Source organism: Bacteroidales bacterium (assembly GCA_035647615.1).
Lineage (GTDB): Bacteria > Bacteroidota > Bacteroidia > Bacteroidales > 4484-276 > SABY01.
Window position 1 is genome coordinate 18,915 of record DASRND010000027.1, and the last position, 15,780, is coordinate 34,694.

Below are 15,780 nucleotides of genomic sequence, written 5' to 3' on the forward strand. Positions count from 1 at the left end.
GTGGCAGGGCGATTTTTCAAAGAATTGCCAATCCCGTTCATTCGCGCAAAAGCGCAACGGCACTATTTATCCAGCCGAGTTTTTCCATGGCCCATGTGCCGATAAGTATTGCTTCGGCAGCGTTGTCGTTGGTGGGAGAAGTTTTTTGGTTACTAATTTTTTGAATGATGATGCCGGCATAGTGCAAAGCTTTTTCTTTGGCTTGCGAGCCCTTGCGTTGTTCGCGGGTGAGCAGCAGCGCATGGCGCCATTCTTCAGCCATGATGTGCAGCACTTCAATGTTGCGCTTTTCGAGATAGGCATCCCAGAGCTTGAGCAGCGGCCCGCCGCCTTCTATCACGATATAGGTGATATCTTCCTCCAGGCTAACGATCCATGGAATGGCTTTGCGCAAACGCGCCTTATTACCAAAGTTCTGCGACCGATGCCACAACAACCGCCCCTCGGAGCTAAACAATGCCAGCCCCGTTTTTACACCCAAATCGACAGATAAGAGAAATTCCAAATTTTGTTTTTGAATATTAATACCCACAAAGGAAACGACGGATTAAATGAATTTGCGAACAACAATCAAATATTAATAATGTAACCCCCTTGGGGTTTGCCTGCGCTTCTGTTTTCAAATCCCAATTTATTGTTCCACTATTTCAGACGCACGGCCGTGCGTCTCTACATCCCATCATCCCATCATCCCATCATTTCAGACGCACGGCCGTGCGTCTCTACTGGTTCACCCGTTTGGCGCGATGGAACGGCTTTTCGCGATCGAACAGAAAACGATAGGTTACGTGCGTTTTGGCAATGTTGGCGCCGATCTGTTCCACCACTTTCATCATCGACGGGTTGAAGTCGCCGATCCAGTTCATCTGAAGGTCTTTGTATTTAAAACCTGGTTGTGCTATAACTCTCTCAAACGATCTTATCAGGCCTGCCTCCAAACCTTTCCCATGATGCTGGGGTACAATGCCAAAGATACGGCCAATAACACGCGTACATGAACGGCGCAGCTTCAGGTGGTAAATCAGCTTTAGCTTGTTGATGAAATTAAATTTGCCGTTGAAGCGCCGTATGATTTGATATAAATCGGGTATCATGATAAAAAATGCCACCGGTTCCCCGCGATAGTAGGCATAGTGTACCAGCCGTGTATCCATGATCGGGCGCATCTTTTTGAGCAGCAGCTGCGCGTGGGCTTTGCTGATCTTTTTCACACCCGGAAACCGTGCCCAACCTTTGTTGAAGATGATCATAAAGTCTTCGGCAAACTTGTCGTTGTTTTTCCAGGTAATGGTTCGGAAGCTATAATCGGGGTTACGGTCGATTCGGTCAGCTTTTTCCTGCATTACCAAGTCAATACCTTCCGAACTGAGAGGGCGGCGGTAGGTGTATTGGTTGAAATAATTCTGAAAGCCATAACCTTCAAACAGCTTTTGGTAGTAGGCCGCATTGTAGGGCATGTTGTAGATAGGCTCTTCGAAGCCATCAATCAGGCAGCCCCAGAAGCTGTCGCGCTCGCCAAAGTTAGTGGGCCCATCCATGGCTTCCATGCCTTTGGTAGCAAGCCACTGGCGACAAGCATCGAAGAGCTTGTTGGCCGCGGGCTGGCTATCTATGCAATCGAAAAAGCCAAGCCCGCCGGTGGGCTGATCGTTGGTACGGGCAGTTTGTTCGTTATAAAACGCAGCCACACGCCCAACGGTTTTGCCTTTGTTGTCGCGCAGCAGCCATCGGCACGCATCGCCCTGGCGGAAGAGTTTATTTTTTTTCGGATCGAAAACTGCCTCCACATCCTCATCGAGCGGGCGGATGTAGTTGGTGTCGTTTTTATAAAGCCTTGCCGGATATAGCAGAAACTCACGGCGGCTGGCAGCATCAGTTACTTCGAGAAGTTGGTAAGTTGTTGTAGAGGTCATCAGCGATATTTAGTTGACAACGAAATTATTTGTTTTGTTCCACCACGTCGTAGTCGGCAGTTACTATCAGGTCGGCTGAAGGCTTGAGCGCGCTAACCTGCTCATGTTCGCGGCCGAGTATCTCCCAGCGCACCTCGTCCATCACTTCCTTGCCGCGCGAGTCGGTGGTATGTTTTTCTTTTGTTTGTAAATAAGTGAGATCGATAAAAACCCGCACGTCAATATCTTTGGCCTTGATTGCGTAAAGCCCGTCGAGGATTAACATATCGATGTTTTTAAAATCGGTGGTAAGCTGATCCACCTGCTCGGTAACCAAATCCACGCAAGGCATCTGCACCACTCCCCCGTTTTTAAAAGCTTGCAACACATCATCGATGGCATCCCATTGATATTCGTTATACCCCACCACTTTTTGAATTCCGTTTTTTATGCGCCACTCACGTCGCAAAAGAGGATCTGTGTTGTAAAAATTGTCGGTGTGAATGGGTTTTGCAAAAACATCCTCTTTGCGCAGCGCTCTGGCTATCACATGTGCGAGCTCCGTTTTGCCGGAGCCTGACTCGCCCGAAATTGCTACAACCATTTTTTCTTTGGGATGACTCCGGATGTAATCCAGGATTTTCATTCCGGCTGCGCGGTGTTTGTCATTAATCAAAAGTACGTCTCCAAGCATATTTTTCAGGTGTTAATGATGACTAATGCATCAGAATAAAATAATTCAGGCGAAATTATCAATTCCGCCTGAAACAACAATTAATAACTAGAAATTTGTTTAAAGATGAAACAAACTCTGGCCAAAGTCGATGTAAAAGTCGGCTTTGCTTTTGAGCGACTGAACCACCTCGTGTTCACGCTTCAATACCTCCAGGCGGTTTTTATCCAGGTCTTCTTTCTGGCTGTAACGCTGCGCTTCGGTGGTTTCGTCGTAGGTTAGCTCTATCATCACCTTCAGGGCGGCATCTTCTATCTTCAGCGAATAAAGCCCGTTGATCAGCAAAATGTCCACGCCTTCAAAATCGGTGATAAGTTCATCCACATAGCCGGTAATCAAATCCACACAAGGAAGCGATGAAGTGCGGCTGTGCTTAAAGTCGCCGATGTTTTGGTTCACTCTGTCCCAGTCGTATTCCTTGTAGCCGATGCTTTCGATGCCTTTTTCCAGTCGCCATTCGCGGCGTTCGAGCGGCGGGATTTTATAATAGTCATCCAGATCGAGGATTTTAGTGCGGATTTCATGCTTTTTGAGCAGCCGTCCAAGCACAATAGAAATTGTACTTTTCCCTGAGCCTACCTCACCCGAAATGGTGATTATCATCTTCTCAGCAGGACTTTCAGCCCGCAATTCCATTATTCTGTCGAGGATCAGACGGGCAGCATTTTCGTGGCGGGGAGTTATCGTAATAAGATCGTTGAGCATAATCAGTTTTGTTTTAATAAAAAAATAAGCTTCATTTTTCAACCCACAACAGACGCCAAATATTGCTTGTGTGAATTTACTCGAATGTTATTGTTAGGAACAAAAAACAAAATTTGGGTGGTTGAGATTTCACAATACTAGTTAATTCACCTTTTAGTTTTTCGCTTCTTATGCCCCATCCCCGACCCTTCCCCGACACGTGGAAGGGAGCTCTTTTTCGTGGTATTATGGAAAAAACCAGACGAAACGCTTCGTTTGAAAACCCCCATTCAGCTTCGCAGAAGTGCTCCCCTCTCAAATTGGAGAGGGGTCGGGGGTGAGGTAAAAAAATCAATAACTTTTGGTAATGGTTTCATCATTCAGCAACTCTATCTCCTGGCCGGCAACCATTATTCGCAGCTTTTCGTCGGCACCGGTTTTTTTGATGGTGATAAGGTGGGGAGTTATTGTAAAATAAAGCCGGTGATTTCGCCAGCGGATGTTGAAGCTGATGCTGCGCCAATGCTCCGGCAACTGTGGGTTTACTGCAGGAATTTCACCGCGCACATCCACCCCCGCATACGATTGCAGCGCGATAAGTACTGTGCCGGCCATCACTCCGGCATGGATACCTTCGCCGGTGGTACCGCCCTGAATATCCACATAGTCGCTGGCCAGCGCTTCGCTGTAAAGCTCCCAGCTTAGCTCATTGTCGCCAATCATGTTGGCAAGCTGCGCATGCACTACTCGTGAAAGTGTGCTGCCATGCGAAGTGCGTTTTAGATAGTAATGAAGGTTTTTGTTGAGGTAATCGTCGGAAAGATCATATCCCAATCGCTCCAGCACATGATCTACCTCAGCAGGCGGCAAAGCGTAGAAAGTCATCAATGTGTCGGCTTGCTTGGCTACTTTGTAATGATCAGCCGATTTGCCTTCAGCTTTCAGCAGCCGGTCGAGGCGATGGATGTTTTCGTATTTATTACGGTAATAATCCCAGTCGAGCTCTTCCAAATCAAAATACCCATCGTATTGCGAAATGATGTCATCTTTTATCACCAGATTAAGCCGATGTGTTATCTGTTTCCATTGGTTCGTTTCCTCTTCACTGAGGCCAATCTGGTTTTTAATTTTTGCGACAGCTTCTTCCCCCAGCATTTCAAGCATATCGGCGGCGCGCTCCAGCGTCCACGCAACCATTAGGTTGGTGTAAGCATTGTCTTTGAGGCCGCCTTCGGTAGCATCAGGATAGGACTCGTGAAACTCGTCGGGCCCCATCACATTTTTTATCGACAACCGCCCGCTGTTTTTATCTTCGTAGGTCATCGAAGCCCAAAACCGGCAAATCTCCAAAAACATCTCCGCGCCATAATCCTGCACAAAGCCCCTATCGCCGGTGATAAGCATGTACTGCCAAATATTGTAGGCGATGGCCAGCGAAACGTGTCGCTGCAAAGAACTGTAATCGTCGCCCCACTCGCCCGACACCGGGTTGAGATGGATCACCTGCGTCTCTTCGCGGCCATCGCTGCCGCTCTGCCACGGAAACATTGCGCCACGACGCCCATGCTGCTTAGCATAAGCACGCGCGGCATCTAACCGGCGATAACGATACATCAACATGGCGCGCGCAGCACCTTTAAAATGCAAAGCATAGAGCGGAAGGATAAATAGTTCATCCCAGAAAATATGCCCACGGTAGGCTTCACCGTGCAATCCACGCGCGGTGATGCCCGCATCAATGTTATTGTTGTGTGTTGAAAAGGAGACCATCAGATGATACAGATGCAACCGCAACAACTTTTGCGCAAAGCGATCGCCGGTGATTTTCATATCCAACTCATCCCATATTTTATCCCACGCAGTGCGGCTCTCCGCAAGCATTTCCTGAAAAGAACCTGTGAGCATCACGCTTACTTTGGCATGATGCAACGGTTTGTCGGTGTCGTCAGGTTTGGATGTATAAATGGCCACACTTTTTTCGACTTTTAATACCTGAAATTTTTCCAGCTTTACGCTAAATGATGACGCTACAGCGGAAGGTAGAATTTCGTTACTCATTTCAGGATCGAAAGGTTTGTTATCGACAGATGCTTTGAGGCGTGCTGCAAGCACAATGTCGATGGCCGATTGCGTGGTAGAAACCTGCAGCCAGCTAAGCTTACCTTCGGCACTGGCCTCGCCGGGCTGCAGATGCTGTTGGTTAAGGTCGCGGTAACGCGCTACGCCGTCATTTATCAAATCGCCATCGAGCAAAGATTTTAGTACGATGGTACCGCTATAGTTGATTGGCGACACGCTGTATTGCATAGAAGCATGATGCGGGTTGGCCATCGAAACCATGCGTTGCGACTGAATAAGCGTTTCGCGCCCCTGATCGTCGCGAATGGTAAGCACACGCGACAACTCGCCACTCCTGAAGTCGAGACACCGGTACATATCTGTAATTTCGGTGTTATTAATATCAAGCCATTCGCCGTCATCAATTTTAAAAGTAACGGGCAGCCAGTTGGGAGCATTTACAAAATCTTCATTTTCGATATCACGACCGCCCACTTTTGAGGTCAGCCGGTTGTAAAGTCCGGCGATGTATGTTCCCGGGTAATTTACTTCGCCGGCTTTGGCTTCTTCAGGAGCGCCACGTGTTCCGAAATATCCGTTGCCGATGGCCAGCAAAGCCTCACGTGAACGTTCGCGCTCTGCATCGTAATCAGTGTAAACAAGTTGCCAGTTATCCTCTTCCAAACCTTCGGCAAACCACTCTTTGATGCCCTGATAACCGATATCACCAATGTCGTCCACAACGATATCGGCACCATTTTGTCGCAACTCTTTGTGGTTTCCTTCGCGTGCTATTCCCAGCACCAGTCCGAAGTTTCCTTTGCGCCCGGCCTGCACACCCGAAACGGCATCTTCAATAATCACTGCTTCGTCGTAAGGCACACCAAGATTATCGGCAGCAACGGTAAAAATATCCGGCTCAGGTTTTCCATGCAGCCCCAGCTCTACCGACACTTCACCATCCACACGTGTCTGAAAGCGATCCAGCAATCCGGCAGCTTCGAGCACAGCTTTACAATTTTTGCTCGATGAAGCCACGCCTATTTTAATACCATCTTTCACAAGCTCATCGATGAGCGCCACCGTAGTGGGATAAACTTCAACACCATCGCGTGCCAGCACCTCATTAAAAACCTGATTTTTACGATTGCCCAGCCCACAGACCGTTTCCATCTCAGGCGTATCATCAGGAGTTCCGTAGGGAATCCCGATGCCCCGATGTTCCAAAAACGACTGCACGCCTTTGTAGCGCGGCTTGCCATCCACATATGGGAGGTAATCGCGCTCGTGATCGAATGGGCGAAAAGGCGTATTGGTTTTGGATGACCAATGCTGCAGAAATTCATCAAACATCTTTTTCCAGGCGGCACTGTGTACCAAAGCAGTTTGGGTGATTACACCATCCAGATCAAAAATGACAGCAGAGATAGTAGGTTGCTTCATATCGTTGAGAGTTTTTTTTAAATCAATAGCTTACTTAATAATGTCGGCAAAAATACAATTTATGATGCAGACTGAGAGCGGCTTCCAAAACCATAGGCAACAAAAAGGCCGTCCCACAAAGTGAAACGGCCGTTTTTTTATCTTAAAAAAGAAAAATCCTAACCAAGTGCAAAGCGGTAAAATTTGGTTACAACCAAATCTTTATCGGTTTTTTGCAGATAGTCGCGAACAGACATTTTGCCGTCTTTGATAAAATCCTGGTTGAGCAGTGTGTTTTCTTTGAAGAATTTCACCAAACGACCTTGCGAAATTTTCTCAAGCATGGCTTCGGGTTTACCTTCCTGGCGTGCCAGCTCTTTGCCTACTTCGAGTTCTCTTTCGATCATCTCTTGCGACACAAAATCTTTGTCGATGGCCACCGGATTCATGGCAGCAATTTGCATGGCTACATCATGTCCGGCTTCGGCAGCGCCAGTTACGTTTTTGCTAAAACCAACCAGTGTTCCAATCTTATTTCCCAAATGGTTGTAGGCAGATACGGTGGCAGCATTGATGGCGGCGTAGGTATCATATTCCATTTTTTCGCCGGTTTTGCCAATCATATCGTTGAGTTTCTGCTCTACAGTAGTGTCGCCTATTTTGAGTGCCAACGTGTCCTGCAGCGTTTCTGCTTTGTGTTTCAATGCTGCTTCGGCGATACTTTTTACAAAACCAACAAATTCTTCGCTCTTGCCCACGAAGTCGGTCTCGCAGTTTACCATCACCATCACGCCAAAGTCGTTGGCGCTGTTGGTAAGAGCTACAACGTAACCTTCGGTGGCATCTTTGTCGGCGCGCTTGGCGGATACTTTGGCTCCTTTTTTACGTAAGTAATCTATAGCTTTTTCGAAATCACCGTTGGTTTCCTGAAGAGCTTTTTTGCAGTCCATCATTCCGGCACCGGTTTGTCTGCGCAATTTTGCAACGTCAGCAGCTGTTATGTTTGCCATTTTCAATGTTTTTTATAAGTTATTTTATTCGTTTTCTAATTTAAAAAAAGAGATTCAGAACACTTTCCTCCTCTCTTTTATAATTCTTGATCAGCTCAAAAGCCAAATTATTTTTTGCGGATGGCTGTTCCTTTGCGAACACGTCTTTCGCCGTCGTCGTCGCCACCTTCTTCTCTTCTTCCTTCAGATTTGATGCGTGGACGCTTTGTAGCCTCTTTACTTTTGGGAGTTTTTTCTTCGTCCAGTTCCTCGTCTAGCTCTTCTTTGGTGCGGGTTTTAATTTTACGTGCCTCTTCTCTTTCGAGCTCCTCTTCTTTGGCGCGCTTATCTTTATCCTCTTTGCGTTCCATCATACCTTCTTCGATGGCCTGGACCATAATTTCAATAATCAACGAAATCGACTTGGATGCATCGTCGTTGGCGGGAATTGGGAAATCAACTTTCTTGGGGTCGGAGTTGGTATCGACGATAGCAAAAGTTGGGATGTTGAGTTTGCGGGCTTCGGCGATGGCAATATGCTCTTTAAGGATATCTACCACGAAAATTGCCGAGGGCAGGCGATTCAGGTCGGAAATGGAACCAAGTTGTTTCTCAAGTTTGGCACGTTCACGGCCAATCTGCAGGCGCTCGCGCTTGGAGATATTGGTGAAGCTGTTTTCTTCCATCATTTTATCGATGGTAGCCATTTTGCGCACCGCTTTGCGGATGGTTGCAAAGTTGGTGAGCATACCGCCGGCCCAGCGTTCGGTAACGTAAGGCATGCCTACGCGCTTCACTTTTTCGGCAACAATTTCTTTCGCTTGTTTTTTTGTGGCAACAAACAGAATTTTCTTTCCCGAACGGGTTATCTGTTTTACGGCCGAGGCTGCCTCTTCTATTTTAGCAGCAGTTTTGTATAGGTCGATGATGTGGATTCCGTTGCGCTCCATAAAGATATAAGGAGCCATGTTGGGATTCCATTTGCGCTTGAGGTGTCCGAAATGAACACCGGCGTCGAGCAATTCTTCAAAATTTGTTCTTGGCATTTACTTGTTGGTTTATGTTTACATTCCTAATTATTAAAGCAACCGGCAAGTAGCCCGGCCATAGCCGGAGTCTTACTGGTTTGGATACTAAACACCTTAATATCCTGATTCTATCGTTTGGAGAACTGGAATTTCTTACGAGCACCTGGCTGACCCGGCTTTTTACGCTCCACCATACGGGGGTCGCGACGCAGCAGCCCATTAACTTTGAGCACCGAACGATGCTCGGGCTCCAGCTGAATGATGGCACGTGCCACACCCATACGGAAAGCTTCTACCTGACCTTTGAAGCCACCACCATCGATATGTGCATCGATATCATATTTTCCTACGTTGTTGGTAAGTTCCAGTGCCTGACGAGCTACATACTGTAGCGTTGGCAATGGGAAATACTCTTCGAGGCTGCGTTTGTTAATTTTGATATTACCGTTGCCGGGTCTGAGGTAAACGCGTGCAACAGCAGTTTTTCTTCTGCCTAAAGCATTGATTACATCCATCGGTTATTTGATTTCATTAAGTTTAACTTCTCTTGGTTTTTGGGCTTCTTGTTTGTGCTCGGGGCCTGCATAAACAAACATATTGCGAAACAGCTCCCTGCCCAGGCGATTCTTAGGCAACATACCACGTACAGCATTTTCCACCACAGCTGTTGGCTTCTTGACCATGAGCTTGCGTGCGGAGATGCGACGCTGTCCACCAGGATATCCTGAGTGACTGATGTATTCTTTGTCGTCCATTTTGTTGCCTGTCAAACGAATTTTCTCAGCATTGATGATTACCACATTGTCGCCGCAATCGGCATGTGGTGTGAAGAGGGGCTTGTGTTTCCCACGAAGTATCATCGCTGTGGCAGAGGCCAGCCTGCCCAAAATCTGATCTTCGGCATCAATGATAACCCACCCTTTGTTGGCGGTTTCCTTGCTGGCGCTTACTGTTTTATAACTTAAGGTATCCATTTATTAATCAGTTAATTCAATATCTATCTACACCTTCCCAAATTTGGGGCTGCAAAAGTAGAATTATTTTTTTTGATAAACAAAATATTATTACAAATATCTTTTTACAAAGGTATTACAGCTCCTTTTTGAGGTCAACCAGAAAAGAGCGAATCTTTTTGAGAGAGTCGACTACGGCGGCTTGGTCGATCACATCCTCCTTGTTTTGATTGAGCTTATTGCGCGCACCTTGCAAAGTAAAACCACGCTCCTTCACCAGGTGAAAAATAATCTTGAGGTTCTCAACATCTGCGGGTCGGAAGAGCCGATTTCCTTTAGCATTCTTTTTGGGTTTAAGGATATCAAACTCTTTCTCCCAAAAACGAATCATCGAAGTGCTCACTCCCAGCATGTCGGCAACCTCGCCGATAGAATAAAACATTTTCTCGCTTGGAAGCATCAGCGGCTATATTATATATGGTGTTGTGAAATGATCTGCCAGCGCAAATTTAGTCGAGCGTTTGCGAAGGAAGCTGCGAGCGCTCGAGCATCAATTCATATTCTTCGGGTGTGATGTCGGAGAAGAAATAGTTGATCGGATCAATGGGTCTATTGTTTTTATGTACCTCGTAATGAAGATGCGGCGCAGTAGATTTTCCGGTATTGCCCACTTTGGCAATTACCTGCCCACGTTTTATCTGTTGGCCTCTTTTCACGAGTATCTTGCTGCAGTGGGCATAAAAAGTATGATAGCCAAAACCATGATCGATTTTCACGTTGTTTCCATATCCCCTTTTGGAAACGTTTATCTCAACCACAACGCCATCGCCGGTAGCATAAATATCAGTTCCTAATGGAGCTGAAAAGTCGACGCCCTCGTGATGCTTCATTACTTTATAAAATGGGTCCATCCGATAACCAAAAAATGACGATAAACGCCTCAGGTCTTTATTACTCATGGGCTGGATGGCCGGCATCGAGGAGAGGAATTTCGCTTTGTTTTTCGACATCTCAAAAACCTCATCAAACGATTTGCTTTGCACCACCAGCTGGCTGGTTATCTTGTCGAGTTTTTCGCTCGTTGTAATCAGGATATTGCTGTTTTGATAGCCTTCGAGTTTTGCATAACGATTAGCACCACCAAAGCCTGCCTGGCGCACGGCGCTGGGAATAGGCTCCGATTCGAAGATGACGCGGTAGATGTTATCGTCGCGATCCTGCAGATCGTTCATCACAGCTACCACATGCTCCATACGGTCGTCGAGCACCTCGTACTGAAACTTCATTTGCGCAAGCTCGCGCCTTAAAATCTTTTCTTTTGGAGAATCAAAAAAGCTGTAGGCAAAAAAAAGCACGAGAGTAGAAAAAACTACTACCCCGGCAAGAAAAAGTATAAATCGTCCCAATTGCTTTTTTATCGGACGCTTGACACGTTCATACGTCAGCGTCAGATGATTGAAGAAATATTTTTCTTTACCCATAGAATATTAGACAGGTTTCTTATAACTTTAAGCGGACAAAATTAATCATTTTAACTAATTTTGCAAGCTTTGAAAAAAATCCAAACAATGATTTATCAACAACTTAAATAATTTATTGTTAATTAATTAACTCTATTTTTCGCGTAAGTTTCAACAATTATTTTGCTACACAGCGAAAAACTTAACCACGTTATTTTATTATGAAATCTGCTGACGTAAGAAGAACTTTTTTAGAATTTTTTGCTCAAAAACAACATAAGATTGTACCCTCTGCACCGATGGTCGTCAAGAATGATCCCACCCTGATGTTCACAAATGCAGGCATGAACCAGTTTAAAGATATTTTCCTGGGCAATGCTCCTGTAAAATATGCCCGTATTGCCGACTCACAAAAGTGCCTGCGGGTATCTGGTAAGCACAACGACCTGGACGAAGTTGGCCACGACACGTATCATCACACCATGTTCGAGATGCTGGGAAACTGGTCGTTTGGCGATTATTTCAAAAAAGAAGCCATTGTCTGGAGCTGGGAATTGCTAACAGAAGTTTATGGTCTCAAACCCGAAAACTTGTATGTGACCATTTTTGGTGGCGACCCAAAGGAAGGCCTGGAAGTGGACGAAGAAGCGCTGGAGCATTGGAAAGCCATCGTGCCGGAAGATCGCATTTTGCATGGCTCCAGGAAAGATAACTTTTGGGAAATGGGCGATACAGGCCCATGCGGCCCCTGTTCGGAGATTCATGTGGATCTGCGCAGCGCCGAAGAAAAATCTAAAACTCCCGGACAACAGCTCGTCAACAACGACCATCCGCAGGTGATAGAAATCTGGAATCTTGTATTCATCCAGTACAACCGCAAAGCCGATGGGAAGCTGGAACCTTTGCCTGCCAAACACGTCGACACCGGAATGGGTTTTGAGCGCCTCACCATGGCGTTGCAGGGCAAACAGTCCAACTACGACACCGACATATTTCAGCCCATCATACAGAAAATTGCATCGTTTGCAAATGTTGCCTACGGCCATGCAACCGCTACTGACATAGCCATGCGCGTAATCGCCGACCATCTGCGCGCTGTAGCTTTTGCCATCGCCGACGGGCAACTGCCGGCAAACAACAAAGCCGGTTATGTTATCCGGCGCATCCTGCGTCGTGCCGTTCGTTATGGTTTTACGTTTTTGGATTTTAAAGAACCTTTTATTTATAAACTGGTGCCGGTGTTGGTAAAAGAGATGGGTGATTTTTTCCAGGAGATCGCTGCGCAACAGACACTGATCGAGCGCGTAATTAACGAAGAAGAACAAACCTTTCTGCGGACGCTGGCTCTTGGCATCAAACGCTTCGAGCAATACATCGAAAGTCATCCGCAGGCACGCGAAATAGAAGGTGCTTTTACTTTTGAGTTATTCGACACCTACGGATTCCCGGTAGACCTTACCCAACTCATGGCACGCGAAAAAGGACTAACTGTGGATATTGCAGGATTCAATCGCGGTCTGGAAGAACAAAAAAGCCGCTCGCGCCATGCTGCCGAAAAAGATACCGACGACTGGGTGGAAATTCGCCAGGGAAGCGACGCCACACGTTTTGTGGGCTACACGCATCTACAAGCCGATGTTGAGATTTTGAAATTTAGAAAAATTAAAACAAAAAAAGAAACCTACTACCAAATCGTGCTTAACCAAACGCCGTTTTATGCTGAGTCGGGCGGACAAGTTGGCGATCACGGGAGATTATTCAACGACGAAGAGAAAATTGTAATAAAAGACACACAGAAAGAAAACGATCTGATCATTCACCTAACTGACCGCCTGCCTAAGGATTTGCACGCTGCTTTTACGGCAGAGGTGGATGCCGCCAAACGCCTGGCTACCGTGAACAACCACAGCGCCACCCACCTGATGCATGCCGCACTCAAGCGCGTACTCGGAACACATGTAGAACAACGCGGATCGCTGGTGGACGAAAACCGCCTGCGTTTTGACTTTTCGCATTTTGTCCGCATGAGCCACGAAGAGATTCGCAAAGTGGAGCAAATCGTCAACACCAAAATCCGGGAGAACATCCCAATTGAAGAACAGCAAAATGTGCCCATCGACGAAGCAAAAGCCATGGGAGCCGCTGCCCTGTTTGGTGAAAAATATGGCGAACAGGTGCGCGTGATCACTTTCGACCCACAATATAGCATCGAGCTGTGCGGTGGTACACATGCCGCCGCCACCGGACAGATCGGAATGTTTAAGATCGTGAGCGAATCGGCCATAGCTGCCGGAGTACGCCGCATCGAAGCTATCACCGGAAACAAAGTGGAGGAATTGCTTTATCAGCAGGAAGATACTCTTTGCCAGTTGCGCGATGTCTTGAAAAACAACACCGAACCCATCAAAGCTGTGACAACGCTCATAGATGAAAAATACATGCTTGAAAAAGAGCTCGAGACAATGAAAAATGAGAAGGTTGATAGCCTGAAGCAAACACTGAAAGAGCACGCCGAAAAAATTGGAGAGGTAAACTTTATTGCTTACAAGCTGGATGGCGACATGCAGACAGCCAAAAATCTTGCTTTCCGCATGAACGATGTGATGGAAAATTTGGTGATGGTGATCGGCAATACCACCGGCGACAAAGCCAACCTCACGGTAATCGTTTCTGAAAACCTGACTGCCAACGGCGCAATCAACGCCGGACAAATAATCCGCGAGATAGCCAAAGAGATACAGGGTGGTGGCGGCGGACAACCGCACTTTGCAACTGCCGGTGGCAAAAACCCTGCAGGAATCGACAATGCGCTGCAAAAAGCACGGGAGATGATCAAGGGATAAGCACTTCCTGGATTGCGGATATTCGCAAGGGAAGCCCGTACAAATATTATTTAAAACTTTGCATGGTGGTAATCTTTTGGCCGGTAGTGGTCATCATATCCCGCATAAGATGGGCGGTAAGGCAGGAATGGATGGGTAAAATTCCAATAAAATCTCCTATCGAAATCTGGTTGATATATTCGGGAGTGGTGCGAATGATGCCGTGCTCCTGCGAAAGTGCTTTTGCATAGCTATCTTCCCACGGGTTGCTCCAGCCATTGCCGGTAAGGCTTACAATTTTACCATAAATGGGGATACCGTCAGCATTATTTATTGATTCTTTGCTCAGGTGAATAGCGCCACCATAGATGACTATTTCACAGCGCTGCTTGTGGATGGCTACCACCGGACACGCCAGTGCCACGGCAATGTCGCTGTAATCACAAGCGCCGATCTGCTGCTGCATCACATCATAAAACACAAAGTTTCCCGGGCGTATCTCATCCACACCTGCAAAATCATTCACAAGACTCATCGAAGGTGTATCACCAAACGAAATAAGCACTTTTTCGGCCTGGCTGGTTATTGCCTGACGTAGTATATCCAGCGCTTCCACGCTGCGGCGATGAATATCGATAACCTGCTGCGGATGGCTCGTATGGTAAGTATGGCCATTATGAACTACAAATCCGCGAAAGCGCAAGTAAGGCTGCTTATCGATGACATCGATAAGTTGCTGCACCATTGGGTGATCTTCTACCGGAACACCGGTGCGATGATAGCCTGCATCGATCTTGAGATAAACACCAATGGTACTTATGGATGTGGATGCCAAAGTGCGGATGGCTTCGATGTTTTCGACCACCACGCTAAGCTGGATTTCGGCAGCCAATCTTGTGATGTCTTCTATCTCCGCAAGATTGAGCGGAAAGGCTATTAGGATATCGTTCCAGCCATGGCTTGCAAAATAGTTCGCCATGCTTACCGACGATACGGTGATTTTGTTGGTGCCGCCCTCGGCAAACCATTGCGCGATAGCTGCCGACTGGTGGGTCTTGAAATGAGGCCGGTAAATTACTTTTTGTGCCACTGCCTTTTGTTGCATGCGCCGGATGTTGTTGCGGCACTTTTCTGCGTCAAGCAGCAGGGTGGGCTTGATCAGTTTTTGTAACAAGATGCTATGGTTTTTCCTCTTTTCGTTTAGGTAAAATGGAATGTTTTATAAATCTTCGTTTTCCTGCACAACAATTCAGCAAGAGCTGATCCCACCTATTGCAACATCTCCTTTATGATCTCAGAAATGATGCGATTGTCGGCTTTGCCTACTAACTGCTTGCTGGCGGCGCCCATTACTTTGCCCATGTCTTTGATGCTTTGCGCTCCGGTTTCGTCGACGATCTTTTTGACGACGGCACGTATTTCATCTTCACCCATCTGCTGCGGCAAAAACTTTTCGATGATGGCCGCCTGAAAGAGTTCTTCTTCGGCCAGGTCGGCACGGTTTTGTTCTTTATAAATTCCCGCCGACTCCTTGCGCTGCTTCACCAGACGCTGCAAAAGCTGCAGCTCGACGGTTTCGGGAATTTCGCCCGACGACATATCTTTGCCGGTTTTGGCTATCAACAGTGCGGCTTTGATGGCACGCAGCGCCTCAAGCTTTTGCTTGTCTTTGGCAAGCATCGCCCGTTTGATCTCATCATTGATTTTTTCAGCTAATTTCATTTTTCAACAGGTTTTTA

Annotated in this window: 14 protein-coding genes; 1 reads left to right on the top strand and 13 read right to left on the bottom strand. The window is 46.8% G+C overall.

The features are described from left to right. Positions 1–37: 37 nt before the first annotated feature. The 11 genes from VFC92_08700 to VFC92_08750 all read right to left on the bottom strand — a co-directional run bounded on the left by VFC92_08700 (position 38) and on the right by VFC92_08750 (position 11,240). Positions 38–505 (bottom strand): hypothetical protein, encoded by a 468-nt coding sequence (locus VFC92_08700; GenBank protein ID HZK08265.1) that lies wholly within the window; start codon positions 503–505, stop codon positions 38–40. Positions 506–722: 217 nt separating this feature from the next. Continuing rightward, entirely contained in the window at positions 723–1,913 is a 1,191-nt protein-coding gene (locus tag VFC92_08705) for a hypothetical protein (GenBank protein HZK08266.1), read from the bottom strand. Between the two features lie 25 nt (positions 1,914–1,938). Next, entirely contained in the window at positions 1,939–2,586 is a 648-nt protein-coding gene (locus VFC92_08710; protein HZK08267.1) for a P-loop NTPase fold protein, read from the bottom strand. Positions 2,587–2,685: 99 nt separating this feature from the next. Next, on the bottom strand, positions 2,686–3,330 hold the full coding sequence (locus tag VFC92_08715) for a hypothetical protein (protein ID HZK08268.1): 645 nt from the start codon (positions 3,328–3,330) through the stop codon (positions 2,686–2,688). Positions 3,331–3,660: 330 nt separating this feature from the next. Further along, complete coding sequence (locus VFC92_08720; protein HZK08269.1) at positions 3,661–6,810, bottom strand: beta-phosphoglucomutase family hydrolase; 3,150 nt, start codon at positions 6,808–6,810, stop codon at positions 3,661–3,663. A gap of 158 nt (positions 6,811–6,968) precedes the next feature. Next, entirely contained in the window at positions 6,969–7,799 is an 831-nt protein-coding gene (tsf, locus tag VFC92_08725; protein HZK08270.1) for a translation elongation factor Ts, read from the bottom strand. 107 nt (positions 7,800–7,906) lie between these two features. Continuing rightward, the gene (gene rpsB, locus VFC92_08730) at positions 7,907–8,824 is read right to left on the bottom strand and encodes a 30S ribosomal protein S2 (protein HZK08271.1); all 918 of its coding nucleotides are present in this window, start codon (positions 8,822–8,824) and stop codon (positions 7,907–7,909) included. Between the two features lie 110 nt (positions 8,825–8,934). Beyond that, a complete protein-coding gene (gene rpsI / locus VFC92_08735; GenBank protein ID HZK08272.1) occupies positions 8,935–9,321 on the bottom strand; it encodes a 30S ribosomal protein S9 in 387 nt (128 codons plus the stop codon). A 3-nt stretch (positions 9,322–9,324) separates the two neighbouring features. Then, positions 9,325–9,780: a 50S ribosomal protein L13 gene (gene rplM, locus VFC92_08740; protein HZK08273.1), complete on the bottom strand. Its 456-nt coding sequence runs from the start codon at positions 9,778–9,780 to the stop codon at positions 9,325–9,327. 115 nt (positions 9,781–9,895) lie between these two features. Then, the gene (locus VFC92_08745) at positions 9,896–10,219 is read right to left on the bottom strand and encodes a MerR family transcriptional regulator (GenBank protein HZK08274.1); all 324 of its coding nucleotides are present in this window, start codon (positions 10,217–10,219) and stop codon (positions 9,896–9,898) included. Between the two features lie 49 nt (positions 10,220–10,268). Further along, positions 10,269–11,240 carry a M23 family metallopeptidase gene (locus VFC92_08750; GenBank protein ID HZK08275.1) on the bottom strand — a complete coding sequence of 324 codons (972 nt, stop codon included), beginning with the start codon at positions 11,238–11,240 and terminating at the stop codon, positions 10,269–10,271. Between the two features lie 197 nt (positions 11,241–11,437). Between VFC92_08750 and alaS the strand changes: the two genes are divergently transcribed. Next, positions 11,438–14,062 carry an alanine--tRNA ligase gene (alaS, locus tag VFC92_08755; GenBank protein HZK08276.1) on the top strand — a complete coding sequence of 875 codons (2,625 nt, stop codon included), beginning with the start codon at positions 11,438–11,440 and terminating at the stop codon, positions 14,060–14,062. Positions 14,063–14,108: 46 nt separating this feature from the next. On the opposite strand, the gene VFC92_08760 is transcribed toward alaS, so the two are convergent. After that, positions 14,109–15,215 carry an alanine racemase gene (locus VFC92_08760; GenBank protein ID HZK08277.1) on the bottom strand — a complete coding sequence of 369 codons (1,107 nt, stop codon included), beginning with the start codon at positions 15,213–15,215 and terminating at the stop codon, positions 14,109–14,111. Between the two features lie 95 nt (positions 15,216–15,310). Further along, a complete protein-coding gene (locus VFC92_08765) occupies positions 15,311–15,763 on the bottom strand; it encodes a GatB/YqeY domain-containing protein (protein HZK08278.1) in 453 nt (150 codons plus the stop codon). Between the last annotated feature and the right edge of the window lie 17 nt (positions 15,764–15,780).